We start from the raw sequence: 18,784 nt of genomic DNA, 5'->3' as shown, positions 1-18,784 counted from the left end.
ATTTTAGTCTTTGCTGTTGCGCAGTACCCTGCGTACGGCGTCTTCCCACCCTGCGACGGCCTTCCCGATCTGCGAGCGGTCGGCCGTGGGTTCGAATACGTGCTCCGCCTGCCATTGCTGCCGGATTTCGTCGATGCTCCCCCAGTAGCCTACGGCCAGCCCGGCCAGGTAAGCCGCACCCAGCGCCGTGGTTTCCGTCACGCCCGGGCGTATGACGCGCGTGTCCAGCAGGTCGGACTGAAACTGCATCAGCAGGTTGTTGCGCGCCGCGCCGCCGTCGACCTTCAGCTCCCGGAGCGTGATGCCCGAGTCGCGCTGCATGGCGCCCACGATGTCCAGCGTCTGGTAGGCGATCCCCTCCAGCGCCGCGCGGGCGATATGCGCGGCCGTCGTGCCGCGGCTGATGCCGCTGATGGCTCCCCGGGCATACTGATCCCAGTACGGGGCTGCCAGCCCCGTGAGCGCCGGCACGAAATAGACGCCGTTGGTGTCGGGTACCGAAGCGGCCAGGGCTTCGACCTCCGACGACGAACGGATGATCCCCAGCCCGTCGCGCAGCCACTGCACGACCGACCCGCCGACGAAGATGCTCCCTTCGAGCGCGTAGTCGACCTTGTCGCCGATCTTCCATGCGATGGTCGTCAGCAGGTTGTTCGACGATGTGATGGGCTTTTCCCCGCTGTTCATCAGCAGGAAGCACCCCGTGCCGTAGGTGTTCTTCACCGACCCGGGCTCGACGCACATCTGCCCGAACAGCGCTGCCTGCTGGTCGCCCGCGATGCCCGCGATGGGTACCTTGTGGGCGAAGATCGTGGTCTTCGTCGCGCCGTACACCTCGCTCGACGACTTCACCTGGGGCATCATCGAGGCGGGAATGCCGAACAGCCTCAGCAGCTCCTCGTCCCATTGCAGCGTATGGATGTTGAAGAGCATCGTGCGCGAGGCGTTGCTCACGTCCGTCACGTGCACCTCGCCGCGCGTGAGGCGCCAGATGAGCCACGTGTCGACGGTGCCGAACATCAGTTTGCCCTTCTCGGCCCGCTCTCTCGCCCCCGCCACGTTGTCCAGAATCCATTTGATCTTCGTGGCGCTGAAATAGGCGTCGACGATCAACCCCGTCCTTTCCCGGATGAATTCGGTCTGCCCCTCGGCCTTCAGCCGGTCGCAGTACTCCGAGGTGCGGCGATCCTGCCAGACGATGGCGTTGTAGACCGGTTCTTCGGTCTCCGAATCCCACACGATCGTGGTCTCCCGCTGGTTGGTGATGCCGATGCCCGCGATGTTCAGGCCGTTGATGTCGATGGATGCGATCGCCTCGGCGATCACCGAAGCCTGCGACGACCATATCTCGTGCGGGTTGTGTTCCACCCATCCCGGCTTGGGGAATATCTGCGTGAACTCCCGCTGTGCCATCGAGCATATCTGCCCTTTCCGGTCGAATACGATCGCACGGGAACTGCTCGTCCCCTGATCCAATGACAAAATGTACTGTTCCATATATTCGAGTTGTTATAGATGCGTCGTTGCCGTTTTTTGTCCGCATTCCGTCCCCATGCCGGGGCTTCCCTGCGGCGGCCTTTACAAATCTATGAAAAATATCCGGGATTCGAAACGAAAGCGATAAGTTTTTTTTCGAAACCTCCCGGGGGCGTTCCCTGCCGCCCACTCCTGTTTGCCGTGTACCTATATACATATATAATCCCCGCAAAACCCGGTGGCTTTGCGGGGAATTCCGCGGCGTTGCGGGATGGCTCCCGGCCGGGGCGCTTGCGGGGCTATCCCTTCCGCAGCAGGTGCTTCGATAAAAATTTGCGCACCGGTTCGTCGTACAGCCTCAGGCACAGCCATGCCAGGATTACCGAACCGAAGAAAAGCGCCAGGGCACCGGGCAGCGACTCCCGGAACGTAAGGTCGCCGTTCTTGACCCAGGCGTAGTAGAGGTATATGAAGGGATAGTGTACCATGTAGAGGGGATAGGATATGTCCCCCAGGAATTTGCACACCCGGGCGGTGACTTTGTCGGTGGTCTTGCCCGACGCCCCGAGAAAAACCAGCAGGGGGAAGGCGACGACGGCGCAGAACGTATCGTACAGTCCGTTCATCCACAAATTCTCACTGCCGCCGATGCGCGGAACCGACAGCAGGGCGACGACGCACAGGCTGCATATCCAGAAGGCGCCCCGGATATGCACGGGTTTGAATACGCGCGAGAGCAGCAGGCCGGCCGAGAACGCGAACATCAGGCGCAGCGAACCGCCGACCATATTTTCTTCGGTCATGGCGAACCCGACGCAGATGTCGCCCAGCGGCCCCCAGACGGCGAATGCCGCCAGCCCGCACCCGGCCAGGAAAACCACGACGGAAAGGGCCCTGGTCGAAAGTTTGCGGATGAAGAAGGCGTACAGGATATTTCCGGCGTACTCGAAAAACAGCGACCAACTCGGGCCGTTGAGCGGGTACATCTCGCTCAGCCCCCGGATTTCCGTGCCTGGGCTTGCCGGAATCAGGCAGGCGTTCATCAGCGTCGCCGCCAGCAGCATCGGCACCGTGACTTTGGTCACGTCCCACACGGAGCAGCCCTGGAAATAGAACATGACGGCACCGATCAGGGCACCGATCACGACCATGGGATGCAGACGGATGAGCCTGCGCTTGAGGAACTCCGCGACGGTCATCTTTTTCCACCGGTCGTCATAGGCGTATCCGATTACGAATCCCGAGAGTATGAAGAAGAAATCGACGGCCAGATAGCCGTGGTTGATCCTCTGATCCAGGTGGCTGGTCGCAAAGGCTTCGAAGATATGGAACCACACGACGGTCAGCGCCGCAATTCCGCGCAATCCGTCGAGTATGTCGTAATGCGGCTTCGTGTCCGCAAATGCCGCCGCCGAAATAGTTGACATCCGTTTGTTTGTGTTTAGTAGTTCGCGCCTGCCGAAACTCCCGGCAGACCGGGCAAAGATAATCAAATAATCGCTTCGGACATAATCCGCCGCCTCTGCCGCTCCTGCTGCCGCCTCTGCCGCTCCTGCTGCCGCCTCTGCCGCTCCTGCTGCCGCCTCTGCCGCTCCTGCTGCCGCCTTTGCCGCCCCTGCTGCTGCCTCTGCCACCCCTGCTGCTGCCCTTGCCCTTGCCGCCCCTGCTGCCGCTGTCGAGCGGGTGGCGGGGAGGCTTTGCGGCATGCGGTTTCAGCCCCCGGCGGCACTCCTGTCTGCTGTCGCCGGCAATAAAATCGTTTTTTTATATAATAATTCCGACTCCGGCAACGCTATTGTATATGAGATAGAATAGATTAAATCGGAACGGATATGAAAAGGCTAATGATTTTAACCGTTGCAATCCTGCTTGCCGGTGCCGGTACGGGCTATGCCCAGTCGCAGGACGCGAATTCCAGGAAAATGGCCCGCAAGCAGATGAAGGCCGAACAGGACGCACGCGACCGGCTCGCTTTCGAGGAGGCCAGGAAGGCTATCGAGGCCAAGGAGTTCGTACTCGAAGCCGACCAGGTGAGCTTCAAGTCGGGTTCGACGGCGCAGGTTTCGTCCAATACCAATTTCGTCGCCGTGCAGGGCGACAAGGCCGTCGTGCAGGTGGCTTTCGACATCCCTGTGAGCGGCCCCAACGGCCTGGGCGGCGTAACGGTCTCGGGCAGCACCTCGGATTACAGGCAGAGCGTGGACAAGAAGGGGAACATCCGTGTGTCGATGAACGTCATCGGCACGGGGATTTCCGCACAGGTCTATATCAACCTTCCCAACGGGGGCAACCAGGCCAGCGTGGACATCTCGCCCAATTTCAACTCGCGGCGCATCACGCTGCGGGGCGAACTCCTGCCGCTCTCCGAGGGTAATATTTTCCAGGGCCGCACTTTCTGACAGGCCGACATTGCCTTGCCATTGAACGGGACTGCGTAACAAGTCCCCGATTTACGGCTTCACCCCCGTCCGAACATGCTGCGGACGGGGGGTGATTTTTGTTTTGGGCTACTCGCAGGACAGCCTCATGCTGTGCCGTGGCGCCGTGCACAAAAAAAGAGACCCCTTGAGGCCTCTTCTGAGCGGGAAACGGGGGTCGAACCCGCGACCCTCAGCTTGGGAAGCTGATGCTCTACCACTGAGCTACTCCCGCATTTCGGAGTACAAATATACTCCGCTTTTTTTTATTTTTCAAGTTTTCCGGGTATCAAATTCACATCAATCGACAATTTTTTTCAGCGATGCCAGGTTTTTCGGATTTTTCAGGTCGCGCCCCTCGGGTGTATAGAGGTATTCCAGCCTGTCGCGGAAGTGTTCTTCGACCTTGTTGCGTACGACCTTCATCGTGCTGTTTACCAATCCGTTTTGTTCGGTGAAAGGCTCGTCTACGATCGCCAGCCCCGCCGGCAGCCACCGTTCGGGGAACTCCCCGCCGAAGATGCCGCCCGCACGGTAACGGTCTATTTCGCCGCCGAGGATCGCCGCCGCGGTCTCCGCCCGTTTTTCGGCCGCTACCCCGCGGCTGTCCAGTTCGCGCCGCAAGGCCTCGCGGTTCGGCACGACGATGGCGCCCGTAAACGGGCTCTGGTTGTTGTGTACGATGATCTGGTCGATGTAGGGCGACTTGTCCACGATCGCCTCTTCCATGCCTTCGGGACTGTATTTCTCGCCGTCGCTGGCGATCAGCAGGCTCTTGAAACGCCCCAGCACATAGAGGAAATCGTCTTCCGAGACATACCCCATGTCGCCCGTGTGCAGCCATCCGTTGCGCAGGGTGTCGGCCGTCGCCTCGGGGTTTTTCCAGTATCCGGCCATGACGTTCTCGCCGCGGATCACGATCTCGCCTTTCTGTCCGCGGGGAAGCTCCCGTCCCGTTTCGTCGACGATCTTCAGGTCGAGCGGGATCAGTATCTTGCCCGACGACCCGAACCGGTGCCAGTGGTACTTGGGCGAGTTGGTCGAGATGACGGGTGTCGCTTCCGAGAGGCCGTAACCCTGGAACATCGGGATACCGATGGCGTAGTAGAACCGCTGCAGCTCCGCGTCGAGCAGCGCGCCGCCGCCCACGAAGAACCTGAGGCTCCCGCCGAACGCTTCCCGCACCTTGCGGAACAGCGCCGCGTCGAAGAGTTTTACCAGCGGCCAGAGCACTATGCGCCAGCCGTGTCCCTTGCTGTACCCGTCCCTGTTGTAGACATAGGCCGTGCGGAGCGCGAAATTGAAGAGCCGTTCCGTGAAACGCCCCTTGGCGCGGATCGAAGACTCTATGTTCTTGCGGAAATTCTTGGCCAGCGCCGGCACCGACAGCAGGAAATGCGGCCGCACCTCGCGGATGTTCTGCGGGATGTTCTTCAGCGTTTCCATCGGCGTGGCGCCCACCTGCACGGTTGCGACCGTCGCCCCGCATGCGATCATGATATAAAACCCCACGACATGCGCGAAGCAGTGGTCCAGCGGCAGGATGATGAGCGTCCGGTAGTATGGCGGGATGTCGATGCGCGAGAGCGACTGTTCGACGTTGGCCGTATAGTTGCGGTGCGTCAGCACGACGCCCTTTCGGGTCGGCCGTGGTGCCCGACGTGTAGGTGATCGTCGCGTAGTCGTCGTTGCGGATCGAACGGCCGATTGCGAGGAACTCCTCCCTGTTTGCCGCCAGGTAGTCGCGGCCCATGCGCCGGAGCGTCCCGAGCGCCGTCTCGCCTGCTTCGAGCGGAATATGCCCGATGACGATGATATGCTCCACCTGCGGCAGCTCCGCGCGTATGCGCCGGATCTTGGAGAGCTGGTATTTCGATACGAACAGCGCCCTGACTTCGGCATGGCGCATACGGAACAGCAGGTCGTTCGACTCTTCGAGTTTCACCGACAGCGGCACGCTGACCGCCCCGGCATAGAAGACGCCCAGTTCCGAAGTGATCCATGCATTGCACCCCTCCGAGAGTATCGCCACTTTGTCCCCGGGGCGTATGCCCGCCGCGGCCAGCCCCGCGCCGATCTCGAGCGCCTGCTCCTTGGTCTCGGCGTAGGTCGTGGGTTCGAATGCCCTGTGTTTTTTCTCCAGCAGGAATGTCTTTGCCCCGTACTTTACGACGGAGTCCTCGAAAAGGTCGATGATGGTCTTCTTCATGGTCTGTTCCCGGTTAATCCATTTTCAATACGGCGAGGAATGCCGACTGCGGCACCTCCACGTTGCCTATCTGGCGCATGCGTTTCTTGCCTTTCTTCTGTTTTTCGAGCAGCTTGCGCTTGCGTGATATGTCGCCGCCGTAACACTTGGCCGTCACGTCCTTGCGCACGGCCTTCACCGTTTCGCGGGCGATGATCTTGGCGCCGATCGCGGCCTGTATGGCGATGTCGAACTGCTGGCGCGGGATCAGCTCCTTGAGTTTCTCGCACATTTTGCGTCCGAAATCATAGGCATGGTCGGTATAGGTCAGCGACGAGAGCGCGTCGACCGGCTCGCCGTTGAGCAGGATGTCCAGCTTGACGAGCTTCGAAGGCTGGTAGCCCGTGCGGTGGTAGTCGAACGAGGCATAGCCTTTCGAAATGCTTTTGAGCTTGTCGTAGAAGTCGAAAACAATCTCCGAGAGGGGCATGTCGAAATTCACCTCCACGCGATCCTGCGTGATGAAGGTCTGGTTCTTCATCACGCCGCGCTTGTCGATGCAGAGCTTGATGACGTTGCCCAGGAATTCCGCCTTGGTGATGATCTGCGCCAGGATATAGGGTTCCTCGATTTTGGCGATCTTCGTCACCTCGGGCAGCCCCGAGGGGTTGTGCACCTCCACCACGTCGCCCTGCGTCGTGGTGATGCGGTACGAGACGTTGGGCACGGTGGTGATTACGTCCATGTCGAACTCGCGGTAGAGCCGCTCCTGGATGATCTCCATGTGCAGCAGTCCGAGGAACCCGCAGCGGAACCCGAAGCCGAGCGCCAGCGAGCTTTCGGGCTCGAACGTCAGCGAGGCGTCGTTGAGCTGCAGTTTTTCGAGCGAGGCGCGCAGATCTTCGTACTGGTCGGCCTCCACGGGGTAGACGCCCGCGAAGACCATCGGCTTCACGTCCTCGAAGCCCGCGATGGCTTCCTTTGCCGGGGCGGTCACCGAGGTGATCGTGTCGCCCACCTTGACGTCCGACGAGGTCTTGATGCCCGAGCAGATATACCCCACGTCGCCCGCCCTGATCTCCGTGCGGGGCTGCATCTTGAGTTTCAGCACGCCCACCTCGTCGGCGTCGTACTGGCTGCCCGTATTGAAGAACTTCACGTGGTCGCCCTTGCGGAGCGTGCCGTTGAATACGCGGTAATAGGCGATGATGCCGCGGAAGGGGTTGAACACCGAGTCGAAGATCAGCGCCTGCAACGGGGCGTTCTCGTCGCCCTGCGGCGCCGGTATGCGCCCCACGATGGCCTCCAGCACCTCTTCCACGCCGAGCCCCGTCTTGCCCGAGGCCAGCAGGATATCCTCGTCCTTGCAGCCGATCAGGTCGATCACCTGGTCTTTCACCTCGTCGATCATGGCCGAATCCATATCGATCTTGTTCAGCACGGGGATGATTTCCAGGTCGTGCCCCACGGCCAGGTAGAGGTTCGATATGGTCTGCGCCTGAATGCCCTGCGTGGCGTCGACGACCAACAACGCGCCTTCGCACGAGGCGATGGCGCGCGACACTTCGTACGAGAAGTCAACGTGTCCCGGGGTGTCGATCAGGTTGAGCGTATATTGCTGCCCGTCGCGGGCGGTGTATTCCATCTGTATCGCGTGGCTCTTGATCGTAATGCCCTTTTCGCGTTCGAGATCCATGTCGTCGAGCACCTGCGCCTGCATTTCGCGCTGATTCAGGGTGTTGGTTTTTTCGAGCAGGCGGTCTGCCAGCGTGCTCTTGCCGTGGTCGATGTGGGCTATGATGCAGAAGTTGCGGATGTTTTTCATAAATCGCATAAAAATGTGTGCAAATATACGAAATATTTTGGATTTACGGAAGGTGCGGTCGCCCTCGGGCCGCAAATGCGCCGGAGCGGAATTTTTCCTATCTTTGCGGTCTCAAATACCGTTTCCGCACATGAATGCCGTTTTGAAATACGCTTCGCTCGTTAAGTTCGCCCATACGGTCTTCGCCATGCCCTTTGCCATGGTGGGCTTCGTCTACGGGCTCCGTTACGCCCCGCTGCACAATCCCCGCTGGCCGTACATCGTCCTCGTGCAGGTCATCCTGTGCATGGTCTTCGCCCGCAATGCCGCCATGGGTTTCAACCGCTGGGCCGACCGCCGCATCGACGCCGAGAACCCGCGTACGGCCGGGCGCGAAATACCCGCAGGCAAAATCCCGGCGCGGCATGCGCTGTGGTTCGTGGCCGTCAATGCCCTGCTCTTCATCCTCACCGCCGCGACGATCAACCGCCTCGCGGCCATCCTGTCGCCCGTGGCGTTGTCCGTCATCCTCGTTTACAGCTATTGCAAGCGCTTCACGCCGCTGGCGCACCTCGTGCTGGGGCTTTCGCTCGGCATCGCCCCCGTCGGGGCTTTTATCGCCGTGGCCGGGCACGTCGTCTTCGACGGGCACGTGGTCGTCGAACCGTTCATCCTCGCTCTGCTGGTGACGACCTGGTGCGGGGGCTTCGACATCATCTACGCGTTGCAGGACGCCGAATTCGACCGTCGGCACGGCCTGCATTCCATCCCCGCGCGTTTTTCGGCGCGTTCGGCGCTGGGCGTCAGTTGCGGCCTGCATGCGGTGAGCATTGCCGCCCTCGGCTGGTTCATGACCTACTGCCCCGGTTCGGTGTGGCTCTGGCTCGGGGCGGGTGTTTTCACGGGGCTGCTGGTGCTCGAACACCTGCTCGTCACGCCCGCGCGGCAGCGCAATATCGGCATCGCCTTCGGGACGCTCAACGGCCTGGCGAGCCTCTCGCTCGCTGCGGGCGTGATCGTGGATTTGCTCAAATAAACCAAATCGCTTATATTTGCAACTTCAACAGGTTAAAAGTTAGGTAAAATGCTAAGCAGACAAATTGCACAAAAGCTTCGGGGCTACGAAACCCCCTTCTATCTTTATGATACGGCGTTGCTGCGCCAGACCCTCGAAAGCGTCGTCTACGAGTCGAAAAAATACGGTTACAAGGTGCACTACGCCATCAAGGCCAACTACGACGACCACCTGTTGGCGATCATCCGCGAATACGGGCTGGGTATCGACTGTGCCAGCGGCAACGAGCTCCGCAAGGCCATCGAGGCGGGCTTCGACCCCAAGGGTATCGTCTATGCGGGTGTGGGCAAGCGCGACAAGGAGCTGCGCTACGCCATCGAGCAGGATATCCTGGCCATCAACTGCGAGTCGATCGAGGAGCTGGAGCTGGTCGATGCCCTGGCCGGGGAGGCCGGGCGCGTAGCCGACGTGGCGCTGCGCATCAACCCCGACATCGACCCCAAGACCAACCACTGCATCGATACGGGGCAGGCCGACAGTAAGTTCGGCATTTCATATGAAGAGGTACTCGAGCACGCCAAGGAGATCCGCGCGCTCAAGCATATCAATATAATCGGCCTGCACCTGCATATCGGGTCGCAGATCCGCGAGCTGCACGTCTTCGAGAACATGTGCAACAAAGTCAACGTCATCGTCGAGAACCTCGAAAAGTTGGGCTGTTCGTTCCGTTTCGTCGACGTGGGCGGCGGCCTGGGCGTCAACTACGACGTGCCCGAGAACGAACCGATCCCCAATTTCGCTTCGCTGTTCTCGATCGTGCACAACCACCTCTCGGTCGGCGACCGCGAAGTGCATTTCGAATTCGGCCGCTCGATCGTCGCCGAATGCGGCGAGCTGATTACGAAGGTGCTCTTCAACAAGACCACCGCCACGGGCCGCAAGCTGGTGATCGTCGATGCCTCGATGACCGAGCTGATCCGTCCGGCGCTCTACGGCTCGTACCACAACATCGAGAACATCACCTCCGAAGACGAGGCGCGCGACAAATATACCATCGTGGGCACGGCCTGCGAATCGACCGACGTGTTCGACGAGAACGTCACCCTGCGCAAGACCCGCCGCGGCGACCTGCTTACGATCAAGTCGGCCGGAGCCTACGGCATGTCGATGGCTTCGCGTTACAACCTCCACGACCTGCCCGGCGCCGTTTACAGCGACGAGATTCAATAATCGGTTTTTCCCGATACCGGAACCGTTGGAAGGACATTCCCCCGAATCGCCGTTTGAAAACGGTGGCGGTTCAGGGGAATTCTCCGTTCGGACAACATCGCAGACGCCGTAATGCAAGCCCTGCTTGGTTGCCGGTCTTGCCGACTCCGAATTCCATGAACCTCATTCCCGCCGAACTTACATTATGTGGCTGACCCTTGCATTCACATCCGCCGCGCTGCTGGGTTTCTACGACGTGGCCAAGAAAAAGTCGCTCACCGGCAATGCCGTACTGCCCGTGCTGCTGCTCAACACCCTCTTTTCGTCACTCGTCTTCCTTCCGGCGCTCCTCTCGGCCGAATGCGGACTCGGGTGGTTCGAAGATACGGTGCTGGAGGCGTCGCCCGGTACGCTCCATGCCCATGGGCTGGTGGCGCTCAAATCCGTCATCGTCCTTACGTCCTGGATCTTCGGCTATTTCGGCATGAAGCACCTTCCCATCACCATCGTGGGGCCGATCAATGCCACGCGCCCCGTCATGGTGCTCGTCGGGGCCATGCTCGTCTTCGGCGAGCGGCTGAACGCCTGCCAGTGGGCCGGCGTCTTACTGGCACTCGTGTCGCTCTTCATGCTGAGCCGTTCGAGCCGCCGCGAAGGGGTCGATTTCGCGCATAACGTCTGGATACTCTGCATCGCCCTGGCCGCCGTCATGGGTGCCGTCAGCGGGCTGTACGACAAATATATCATGGCGCGCCTCGACCCGGTCTTCGTGCAAAGCTGGTACAACCTTTACCAATTCTTCATGATGGCCGTCCTGACCGCCGTGGTATGGTGGCCGAAGCGGCACGCCTCCGCGCCTTTCCACTGGAGCTGGGCCATCCCGCTGATCTCGGTATTCCTGTCGCTGGCCGACTTCGCCTACCTCATGGCCCTGCGCGATCCCGACGCCATGATCTCCGTCGTGTCGATGGTGCGCCGCGGCTCGGTCGTGGTTTCGTTCGCCTGCGGTGCCCTGCTCTTCCGCGAACGGAACCTGCGTGCCAAGGCCGTCGACCTCATCCTCATTTTGGTCGGCATGGTCTTCCTGTGGCTCGGGTCGCGGTAGCCTGCATCCCGAGTGCTGCTGACGATGTGCGTTGCGTCGTTTTCCGCCTCTCTTCTCCCGTCCGCAATACATTCCGGCACGGACGGCTCGGGAAATGAAAAAGGATGCCCGCCCGAAGGCCGGCATCCTTTTCGGTCGCGGATGGTTCCGTCCGTCAGATGATCTTGCTTAACTGGCTGACCGTCTTTGCGATCTCGTCGTCGCCCGGCACGTAGTCCCGCAGCGCCCCGGCCAGGTACTGCTCGTAGGCGTAGAGGTCGATCACGCCGTTGCCCGAGAGGTTGAACAGGATCGTCCGCGGCGTCCCCTCCTCCTTGGCCTGCAACGCCTCGCGGATTGCCGCCGCGATGGCGTGGGTCGACTCGGGCGCCGGGATGATTCCCTCGGTCTTGGCGAAGAGGATGCCGGCCGCGAGGGTCTCGGTCTGCGGCAGCGACCGGGCCTCGACCAGCCCGTCCTTCAACAGCTGGCTCACGATCGAACCCGCCCCGTGGTAGCGCAGGCCGCCCGCATGGATGTCCGACGGCTGGAAGTCGTGTCCCAGCGTATACATCGGCAGCAGCGGCGTGAACCCGGCCACATCCCCGAAATCGTACTGGAACGTGCCGCGCGTGAGTTTCGGGCAGCTCGACGGCTCGACGGCCACGATGCGGATATTCCTGCCTTCGACAAGGTTCCTGCGCAGGAACGGGAAGCCCAGCCCTGCGAAATTGCTGCCGCCGCCGAAGCAGCCGATCACCACGTCCGGCTCGGCGCCGGCCATCTCCATCTGTGCGACCGCCTCCTGCCCGATGACGGTCTGGTGCAGGATCACGTGGTTCAGCACGCTGCCCAGGCAGTAGCGGGTGTCCTCCGGGTGTTGCAGAGCCATCTCCACGGCCTCCGAGATCGCCAGCCCGAGGCTTCCCGAGCAGTCGGGGTCGCGTTCGAGCGCCGCGCGGCCCGAGGCGGTGATTGTGCTGGGCGACGCGATGCACTCGGCGCCCCACGTGTTCATCATCAGCCGCCGGTAGGGTTTCTGTTCGTAGCTGACCTTCACCATGAAAACCTGCACGTCGAGCCCGAAGTGCTTGGCTGCGAAGGCGATGGCCGCGCCCCACTGCCCGGCGCCCGTTTCGGTCGTCAGGTGGCGTATGCCCTGCTTGTAGTTGTAGTAGGCCTGCGGCACGGCGGTGTTGGGCTTGTGCGATCCGGCGGGCGATACGCTTTCGTTCTTGAAATAGATCTTCGCCGGGGTGCCGAGGGCTTTTTCCAGTCCCGTGGCGCGCACCAGCGGCGTAGGCCGCCATATCTTGTAGATCTCCTGCACCTCTTCGGGGATGTCGATGAAACGCTCCGTCGACATCTCCTGGTCGATCAGTTCTTCGGCGAAGATGGCGCTCATCTGCTCCTTCGTCACGGGCTGCTTGGTCGCGGGATGCAGCGGCGGCAGCGGTTTGTTGGGCATGTCGGCCACGATGTTGTACCATTGTGTGGGCATCTGACGCTCGGTCAGGCAGAATTTCTTTGTTTCCATGGTTTTTTTGTCTATTTCTGTGTTCGGTAAAATGTGATGCAAAAGAAAAAGCCCGTTGTTTACTCTCTCGTAAACAACGGGCTTGTGTGTTCGTTATGCTTTCAACTATACACGCACTGAGCCGCACTCATTGTCCACGAGAGTCAACGAGCGCCACCACCATGCCTGTATGTTAAAGTTCCGGATCATAAATTCCTGTTTCGTTTTGGCAAATATAACGGGTCGCAACCGTAAATCCAAATATTTCCGTAAAAAAATTCGTTACCTATATATAACCAATTATTTGTTTGCAGCCCGCCTGTCGCGGATCAATACGTAAACCGACACCACGGCCACGGCAAGCGATCCGCTGCCCTGCAACGGCTGCGGAATATCCCCGAACGACGCCCACACGCTTATCGCCAGCCCGTAGGTGCTGATCCCCATCATCGCCAAATCGCACCTCGTGTAATTTTTCGCCTTCATAATCGCCGTCGTTTTTACAAAAATAACGAAAAATCGTTATCTTTGTTCGATTTTAGCTAATTCTCAAATTCAACGATATGAATATTTCGTATAACTGGCTCAAACGCTACATCGACACCGATCTCGGGGCCGAAGAGGTCGCCCGGATACTGACCGACATCGGACTCGAGGTCGAGGGCTTCGAGAAGATCGAGACCATCAAGGGCGGCCTTGCGGGCGTGGTGGTGGGCGAGGTGCTCACCTGCGAGGATCATCCCGATTCCGACCACCTGCATGTCACCACGGTCGACGTCGGCACGGGCGAGCCGCTGCAGATCGTCTGCGGCGCCCCCAACTGCCGCGCGGGGCTGAAAGTGCTCTGCGCCACGGTGGGCACGGTGCTCTACCCCGGCGGCGGCGACGAGGAATTCAAGATCAAACGCAGCAAGATCCGCGGCGTGGAGTCGCTCGGCATGCTCTGTGCCGAGGACGAACTGGGCATCGGAGCCTCGCACGATGGGATCATGGAGCTTCCCGCCGATGCCGTGGCAGGTACGACGGCCAGGGACTACCTCCGCATCGAGGACGACTACCTGATCGAGGTGGGGCTCACGCCCAACCGTGTGGATGCCGCGTCGCACATCGGCGTGGCGCGCGACCTGGCGGCCTATCTGCGCAGCCGGGGGGAAGATGTTTCGGTGAAGATGCCCGACGTGTCGGCTTTCGCCCCGGACAACCACGACCTCGGCGTGAAAATCCGCGTCGAGAACCACGAGGCGGCGCCCCGCTATGCGGGCGTGACCGTGAAAAACTGCAAGATAGCCCCCTCGCCCGAGTGGATGCAGAACTGCCTGCGTGCCGCGGGCATCAACCCCAAGAACAACCTGGTGGACATCACCAATTTCGTGCTTTTCGAACTGGGACAACCTCTGCACGCGTTCGACGCGGCGAAGATCGAGGGCCGCGAGGTCGTCGTGCGCACCTGCGCCGAAGGTACGCCCTTCGTGACTTTGGACGGCGTGGAGCGCAAGCTCACGGCGGACGACCTGATGATCTGCTCGGCCGAGCGTCCGATGTGCATCGCCGGCGTCTTCGGTGGCCTGGATTCGGGCATCAGCGACACCACGACCGACGTGTTCATCGAGAGCGCCTATTTCAACCCCGTGTGGGTGCGCAAAACCGCCAAGCGCTTCGGCCTGAACACCGATTCGTCGTTCCGTTTCGAGCGCGGTGTCGATCCCAACATGCAGGTCTATGCCGCCAAGCGTGCCGCCCTGCTGATGAAGGAGCTGGCCGGGGGCGAGATTTCGAGCGACATCACCGACATCTACCCCGCGCCGATCGAAGATTTCCGCTTCGACGTCTCGTTCGCCCGCATCGACGCGCTGATCGGCAAGCATATCCCCGAAGAGACCGTCCGTGCGATCCTGGCGGCGCTCGAAGTGAAGGTGCTGGACGAGAAGGACGGCGTGCTGAGCGTGGCCGTGCCGCCCTACCGGGTCGACGTGCAGCGCGAGGCCGACCTGATCGAGGACATCCTGCGTATTTACGGCTACAACAACGTCGAAATACCCTCGCGCGTCCGTTCGACGCTTTCCTATGCGCCCAAACCCGACCGCAACCGCCTGATGAACCTCGCCGCCGACTACCTATCGGCCAACGGCTTTACGGAGATCATGTCCAACTCGCTGACCAGGGCGGCCTATTACGAAGGGTTGGAGAGCTACCGGGCGGAAAACTGCGTGCGTATCCTCAACCCGCTGAGCGCCGACCTCAGCGTCATGCGCCAGACGCTGCTGTTCAACATGCTGGAGGCCGTGCAGCTCAACGCCAACCGCCGCAACGGCGACCTGAAACTCTACGAGTTCGGCAACTGCTATTTCTACGACGAGGCCAAACGTTCGGACGAAAACCCCCTGGCGGCCTATTCCGAAGAGTACCGCCTGGCCATCGCCGTGACGGGCATCGCCGTGCCCGCTTCGTGGAACGTGCAGCCGCAGGCCGCATCGTTCTTCACGCTGCGCGCCGTGGCCGAAAAACTGCTGCGCCGCTTCGGCATCGACATCTATGCGCTCAAGACCGAAACGCTGCAAAGCGACCTCTTCGGCGAGGCGCTCACGATGGCGCTCAACGGCAGGGAGCTGTTGCAGATCGGTACGGTCAGCCGGAATATCCGCCGCAAACTCGACGTCAAACAGGATGTCTTCTATCTGGAGATGAACTTCGAGGCGCTTGTCAAATCGACCAAAAAGCACCGGATCGTGGCCGAGGAGCTGTCGAAGTTCCCCGAGGTGAAGCGCGACCTGGCGCTGCTCGTGGACAAGCAGGTGACCTTCTCGGCGCTGCGCGACGTGGCGTTCGCTACGGAGCGCAGGTTGCTCAAGAGCGTTTCGCTGTTCGACGTCTACGAGGGCGACAAGCTGCCCGAAGGCAAGAAATCCTATGCCCTGAGCTTTATCCTCGAGGACAAGACCCGCACGCTGGACGAAAAGGCCATCGAACGGGCCATGCAGAACCTCACGGCGCAGTTCGAGCGCCAGTGCGGCGCCCATGTCCGTGCATGACCCGTCGTGACGGATAAGAACCGAAGCCGCCTGCCAGTTTTCTGACGGGCGGCTTTTTTCCTGAAATGATTTTTCCTGAAACGATGCATCGGACTTCCCGCATATTGGCCCTGACTACCCTGCTTTTTGCCGCAGGCGCCGCCCTGTTCTTCACCAAGGCGGCGGCTCTTCCGTACAAGGTGGCCTATCCGGTGCTTTTGCTGGCTGTGGCGGTTTTCTGCCTCCGGCGGAAAACGTTGCTTCCGGTCGGGGCTGCACTCCTCTTGTCTGCCCTGGGCGATGCGGCGGGTGCGAAGGGACTGTTCATTCCGCAGATGCTGTTTTTCGCGCTGGCCCACGGTGCCTATATCCGCTATTTCCTCTGCGCCGGGGGACTTCCTGCCCGTCCTGCCGCATGGCTGCTTCCCGCGGCGTTGCTCGCGTTGCTCTTCGCCGGGGTCGTGCCCCGGGTCTTGGATCCGGCCGAACGGATCGGGGTCGCCGTTTACGGTGCGGTCATCGCCGGGATGCTTTACAGCGTGCTCCGGTATCGCGGGGCGTATGCCGCCTGGTTCCGCTTCGCGGCCCTGCTGTTCGTTTTTTCCGACGGCGTGATAGCCTGGAGCCGTTTCATCGGGGCCGTTCCCGGGCGCACCTACGTCGTGATGGTTCCCTACTACCTGGCGCAGTGCCTGTTCTTCTGCTTTGCCGTAAAATCGCTTCCCGCCCTCCCGTCTGAGGGCCGATCCGTGTGAAGATTGCTTCCGCCCGTGCCGTCCGTCCGCCGATGGCCCGAAGGCATCCTGCTCGCAACCTTTTCATCCATGTGCCGCCGCCCTGCCGCGCCGATGCGCCGTTGCTGGCCGGAGCAGGCCGCCGTTACAGCACTGGCTTGATCTGCGGCGGCTGGATCGTCACATAGGGCGTGCCGTTGTCGTCGCAGGTCGAGACGATCCGCACGGCTTTCACCGCGCGCCCCGGCTTCAGGGTGATGCTTCCCTTTTCGAGGTCGCCCGCCCGCTCATACGTCGCACCGTCGTACGACACCTCGGCATAACCTGTGGTTATGATGGTCTTCGGCAGCTGGCGGTTCCCGGTCTGGAGGTACATTTCGCGGCATTTCACCGGCTGCTCGAAGGTGTAGAGCACCCAGTCCTGCTGCCGGCAGGCGCGCGCTGTCCGCGAAAGTCCCTTGTAACCCGCGGCATTGGCAAGGGGGAACTGCCTGCTCTCGCCCATCGAGGTGGTGATGGCCACGGCGGGTGTGAGCGTGCGGTAGTAGGATTTGTCGGCGACATAGGGGCTGCGCCCCGTTTTGTAGCGGGTGAAGAAGCGGTACAGGTGCGGTTTGCCGGTCTTGACGGGACGGGTATAACGGTGTTCTTCGGGCGTGTCGCCTTCCGTGTAGTATATCTCCGACCCGTCGTCGGCCGTCACGGTGAATGCGCCATCCTTATAGCTCACCTTCGGCGGGAAGAGCCGGAAACGGATGCCCATGGCTGCCATGCGGTCGTAATGCTTCTCCACGAGCCCTTTGTAATAGGCGTCCCAGCCTTCGCCGTTGCCGCGCCAGGCGATGCGGGCGAGTGCGCAGATACGCGGGAAACACATGTAGTCGAGGTAGTCGGGCTTCTCGGGCTCGTGCGAGACGTAGGCTTCGCTGAAGAATGCCGCCTGCAACCCGACGACGTTGCGCATCTGCTCCGGGCTGAACCCCTTGTCCGTGAAGTCGAACCCGAAGACCTTTTTCGCGTCGAAGATCGCCGCCCAGTCGTGCCCGTCCTCGTGCGGGGTCTGGCGCATGTCGAAATAGAAATACTCGCCCGGCATCACTACGGTCTCGTATCCCTTGGCCGTGGCGTCGAGGCATGCCTTGACGCTCTGCCAGCCGTAGACGCGGCTGTCGTGCGCCAGGTCGCCCGTCGCCACCGCTTCGTTCCACACGGCGGGGCGTTTGCCGTTGGCGCCGAGGATCGCCGCCATGCGTTGCATGAAGAGGTCTTCCAGTTGGTGCGGGTCTGCCATGCCCCGCTGCCGCATCAGCGCCTGGCAGTCGGGGCAGCGCTTCCATTGGGTCATGTCGACCTCGTCGCCGCCCACGTGGATGTATTCCGAGGGGAACAGCGCGCAGAGTTCGCCCAGGATGTCCGCGAGCAGCGCGTAGTTCTCCTCGCGTGCCACGCACCATGCCGAACGGTAGTCGTAGCCGTTGGTCGACAGCGTGTCCGGCGGGTAATTGCAGCGGATTTCAGGGTGTACCGAGGCGATGTTGCGGCTGTGCCCGGGCAGGTCGATCTCGGGGATGATCTCGATGTTGCGCACGGCGGCATAGCGGATCAGCCCGCGCATTTCGTCCTGTGTGTAGAAGCCGCCGTATTTCTCGTCCCATTTCCCGTAGACGGGGCGTACGGGCGAGTCGCCGCCGCGGAAGCCGCCGATTTCGGTCAGCTCGGGGTGCGACCTGATCTCGATCCGCCACCCTTCGTCGTCCGACAGGTGAAGGTGTAATTTGTTGATCCCGTGGTAGGAAAGCAGGTCTATGTAACGCTTTACTCCATCCACTCCGATCCAAGTGCGGGCCACGTCCAGCATCATGCCTCGGTACGCGAAGCGCGGGGCGTCGTCGATCCGCGTGCAGGCGACTTCGACGGGCAGCGGGCACGCCTTGGCGTAGACCTCGGGCGGCAACAGCCGCAGCAGCGCCTGGATGCCGTTGAAGACGCCGCCGTAGTCGCCTCCCGTGATCTCGATCCGCTGCGGTTTCACGGCCAGCGTGTAGGCCTCGCGGCCGAGCGTCGGGTCTGTCGAGAGCACGATCGCGTCGTCGGCCGACATACTGTCGCTGGCCTTTCCGACGTTGATATATTCGCGCAGGTAGCCGGCCAGCGGCGCGAGCGGCGTCTCGTAGCTGAGCTGCGTGCCGGCCGAGATGCGGTATGTGCCGGGAGGGGTCGTCTGGCGCGCCGGAAGCGGCTGCGCATGGGCGTGGAGGAGGCTACAAAGGGCGCCCAGGATGGACGCGAGGTAGCGTAGTTTCATGAGGTTGCGGAATTTTGTTCGATGCAAA

At 61.3% G+C, this 18,784-nt stretch carries 12 protein-coding genes, 1 tRNA gene and 1 pseudogene; 6 read left to right on the top strand and 8 right to left on the bottom strand.

Translation table 11 applies throughout. From position 1 onward, the window contains the following. Positions 1-3: 3 nt before the first annotated feature. Together glpK and NQ559_RS15230 are read right to left on the bottom strand one after the other, a co-directional pair. Positions 4-1,497, bottom strand: a complete 1,494-nt coding sequence (glpK, locus tag NQ559_RS15235) for a glycerol kinase GlpK (protein WP_018695943.1) — start codon at positions 1,495-1,497, stop codon at positions 4-6. Positions 1,498-1,775: 278 nt separating this feature from the next. Beyond that, on the bottom strand, positions 1,776-2,903 hold the full coding sequence (locus NQ559_RS15230) for an acyltransferase family protein (RefSeq protein ID WP_018695944.1): 1,128 nt from the start codon (positions 2,901-2,903) through the stop codon (positions 1,776-1,778). Positions 2,904-3,308: 405 nt separating this feature from the next. On the opposite strand from NQ559_RS15230, the gene NQ559_RS15225 reads away from it, so the two are divergent. Then, complete coding sequence (locus NQ559_RS15225; protein ID WP_022333636.1) at positions 3,309-3,875, top strand: DUF4251 domain-containing protein; 567 nt, start codon at positions 3,309-3,311, stop codon at positions 3,873-3,875. 181 nt (positions 3,876-4,056) lie between these two features. On the opposite strand, the gene NQ559_RS15220 is transcribed toward NQ559_RS15225, so the two are convergent. The 3 genes and pseudogenes from NQ559_RS15220 to lepA all read right to left on the bottom strand — a co-directional run bounded on the left by NQ559_RS15220 (position 4,057) and on the right by lepA (position 7,906). Further along, positions 4,057-4,128, bottom strand: a tRNA-Gly gene (locus NQ559_RS15220). Positions 4,129-4,193: 65 nt separating this feature from the next. Beyond that, a pseudogene (locus NQ559_RS15215) lies at positions 4,194-6,102 on the bottom strand (AMP-dependent synthetase/ligase). A 13-nt stretch (positions 6,103-6,115) separates the two neighbouring features. After that, a complete protein-coding gene (lepA, locus tag NQ559_RS15210; protein ID WP_022333634.1) occupies positions 6,116-7,906 on the bottom strand; it encodes a translation elongation factor 4 in 1,791 nt (596 codons plus the stop codon). Between the two features lie 130 nt (positions 7,907-8,036). On the opposite strand from lepA, the gene NQ559_RS15205 reads away from it, so the two are divergent. From NQ559_RS15205 to NQ559_RS15195, 3 genes are all read left to right on the top strand, one after another. Then, complete coding sequence (locus NQ559_RS15205; protein WP_018695950.1) at positions 8,037-8,921, top strand: UbiA-like polyprenyltransferase; 885 nt, start codon at positions 8,037-8,039, stop codon at positions 8,919-8,921. 48 nt (positions 8,922-8,969) lie between these two features. Then, positions 8,970-10,130, top strand: a complete 1,161-nt coding sequence (gene lysA / locus NQ559_RS15200; RefSeq protein WP_026318381.1) for a diaminopimelate decarboxylase — start codon at positions 8,970-8,972, stop codon at positions 10,128-10,130. A gap of 184 nt (positions 10,131-10,314) precedes the next feature. After that, positions 10,315-11,214, top strand: coding sequence for a DMT family transporter (locus NQ559_RS15195; protein WP_018695952.1), 900 nt, complete (start codon positions 10,315-10,317; stop codon positions 11,212-11,214). Positions 11,215-11,368: 154 nt separating this feature from the next. Here NQ559_RS15195 and NQ559_RS15190 read toward each other — a convergent pair whose 3' ends face one another. Then, positions 11,369-12,730 (bottom strand): TrpB-like pyridoxal phosphate-dependent enzyme, encoded by a 1,362-nt coding sequence (locus tag NQ559_RS15190; RefSeq protein ID WP_018695953.1) that lies wholly within the window; start codon positions 12,728-12,730, stop codon positions 11,369-11,371. A gap of 279 nt (positions 12,731-13,009) precedes the next feature. Beyond that, positions 13,010-13,195: a hypothetical protein gene (locus tag NQ559_RS15185; RefSeq protein WP_018695954.1), complete on the bottom strand. Its 186-nt coding sequence runs from the start codon at positions 13,193-13,195 to the stop codon at positions 13,010-13,012. Positions 13,196-13,272: 77 nt separating this feature from the next. Here NQ559_RS15185 and pheT point away from each other — a divergent pair, with 77 nt between their 5' ends. Both pheT and NQ559_RS15175 read left to right on the top strand, forming a co-directional pair. Beyond that, complete coding sequence (pheT, locus tag NQ559_RS15180; protein WP_018695955.1) at positions 13,273-15,738, top strand: phenylalanine--tRNA ligase subunit beta; 2,466 nt, start codon at positions 13,273-13,275, stop codon at positions 15,736-15,738. Positions 15,739-15,821: 83 nt separating this feature from the next. Continuing rightward, positions 15,822-16,472: a lysoplasmalogenase family protein gene (locus NQ559_RS15175; RefSeq protein ID WP_022333627.1), complete on the top strand. Its 651-nt coding sequence runs from the start codon at positions 15,822-15,824 to the stop codon at positions 16,470-16,472. A gap of 124 nt (positions 16,473-16,596) precedes the next feature. Here NQ559_RS15175 and NQ559_RS15170 read toward each other — a convergent pair whose 3' ends face one another. Beyond that, positions 16,597-18,756, bottom strand: a complete 2,160-nt coding sequence (locus NQ559_RS15170; RefSeq protein WP_018695957.1) for a beta-N-acetylhexosaminidase — start codon at positions 18,754-18,756, stop codon at positions 16,597-16,599. Positions 18,757-18,784 lie beyond the last annotated feature (28 nt).

It is taken from the genome of Alistipes onderdonkii, from assembly GCF_025145285.1.
Lineage (GTDB): Bacteria > Bacteroidota > Bacteroidia > Bacteroidales > Rikenellaceae > Alistipes > Alistipes onderdonkii.
This window is presented reverse-complemented; position numbering and strand designations above follow the sequence as displayed.

What these genes read in the sequence shown, in the direction of transcription:
- glpK (WP_018695943.1), bottom strand. Translation starts at nt 1,497, where the DNA reads ATGGAACAGTACATTTTGTCATTGGATCAGGGGACGAGCAGTTCCCGT.
- NQ559_RS15230 (WP_018695944.1), bottom strand. Translation starts at nt 2,903, where the DNA reads ATGTCAACTATTTCGGCGGCGGCATTTGCGGACACGAAGCCGCATTAC.
- NQ559_RS15225 (WP_022333636.1), top strand. Translation starts at nt 3,309, where the DNA reads ATGAAAAGGCTAATGATTTTAACCGTTGCAATCCTGCTTGCCGGTGCC.
- lepA (WP_022333634.1), bottom strand. Translation starts at nt 7,906, where the DNA reads ATGAAAAACATCCGCAACTTCTGCATCATAGCCCACATCGACCACGGC.
- NQ559_RS15205 (WP_018695950.1), top strand. Translation starts at nt 8,037, where the DNA reads ATGAATGCCGTTTTGAAATACGCTTCGCTCGTTAAGTTCGCCCATACG.
- lysA (WP_026318381.1), top strand. Translation starts at nt 8,970, where the DNA reads ATGCTAAGCAGACAAATTGCACAAAAGCTTCGGGGCTACGAAACCCCC.
- NQ559_RS15195 (WP_018695952.1), top strand. Translation starts at nt 10,315, where the DNA reads ATGTGGCTGACCCTTGCATTCACATCCGCCGCGCTGCTGGGTTTCTAC.
- NQ559_RS15190 (WP_018695953.1), bottom strand. Translation starts at nt 12,730, where the DNA reads ATGGAAACAAAGAAATTCTGCCTGACCGAGCGTCAGATGCCCACACAA.
- NQ559_RS15185 (WP_018695954.1), bottom strand. Translation starts at nt 13,195, where the DNA reads ATGAAGGCGAAAAATTACACGAGGTGCGATTTGGCGATGATGGGGATC.
- pheT (WP_018695955.1), top strand. Translation starts at nt 13,273, where the DNA reads ATGAATATTTCGTATAACTGGCTCAAACGCTACATCGACACCGATCTC.
- NQ559_RS15175 (WP_022333627.1), top strand. Translation starts at nt 15,822, where the DNA reads ATGCATCGGACTTCCCGCATATTGGCCCTGACTACCCTGCTTTTTGCC.
- NQ559_RS15170 (WP_018695957.1), bottom strand. Translation starts at nt 18,756, where the DNA reads ATGAAACTACGCTACCTCGCGTCCATCCTGGGCGCCCTTTGTAGCCTC.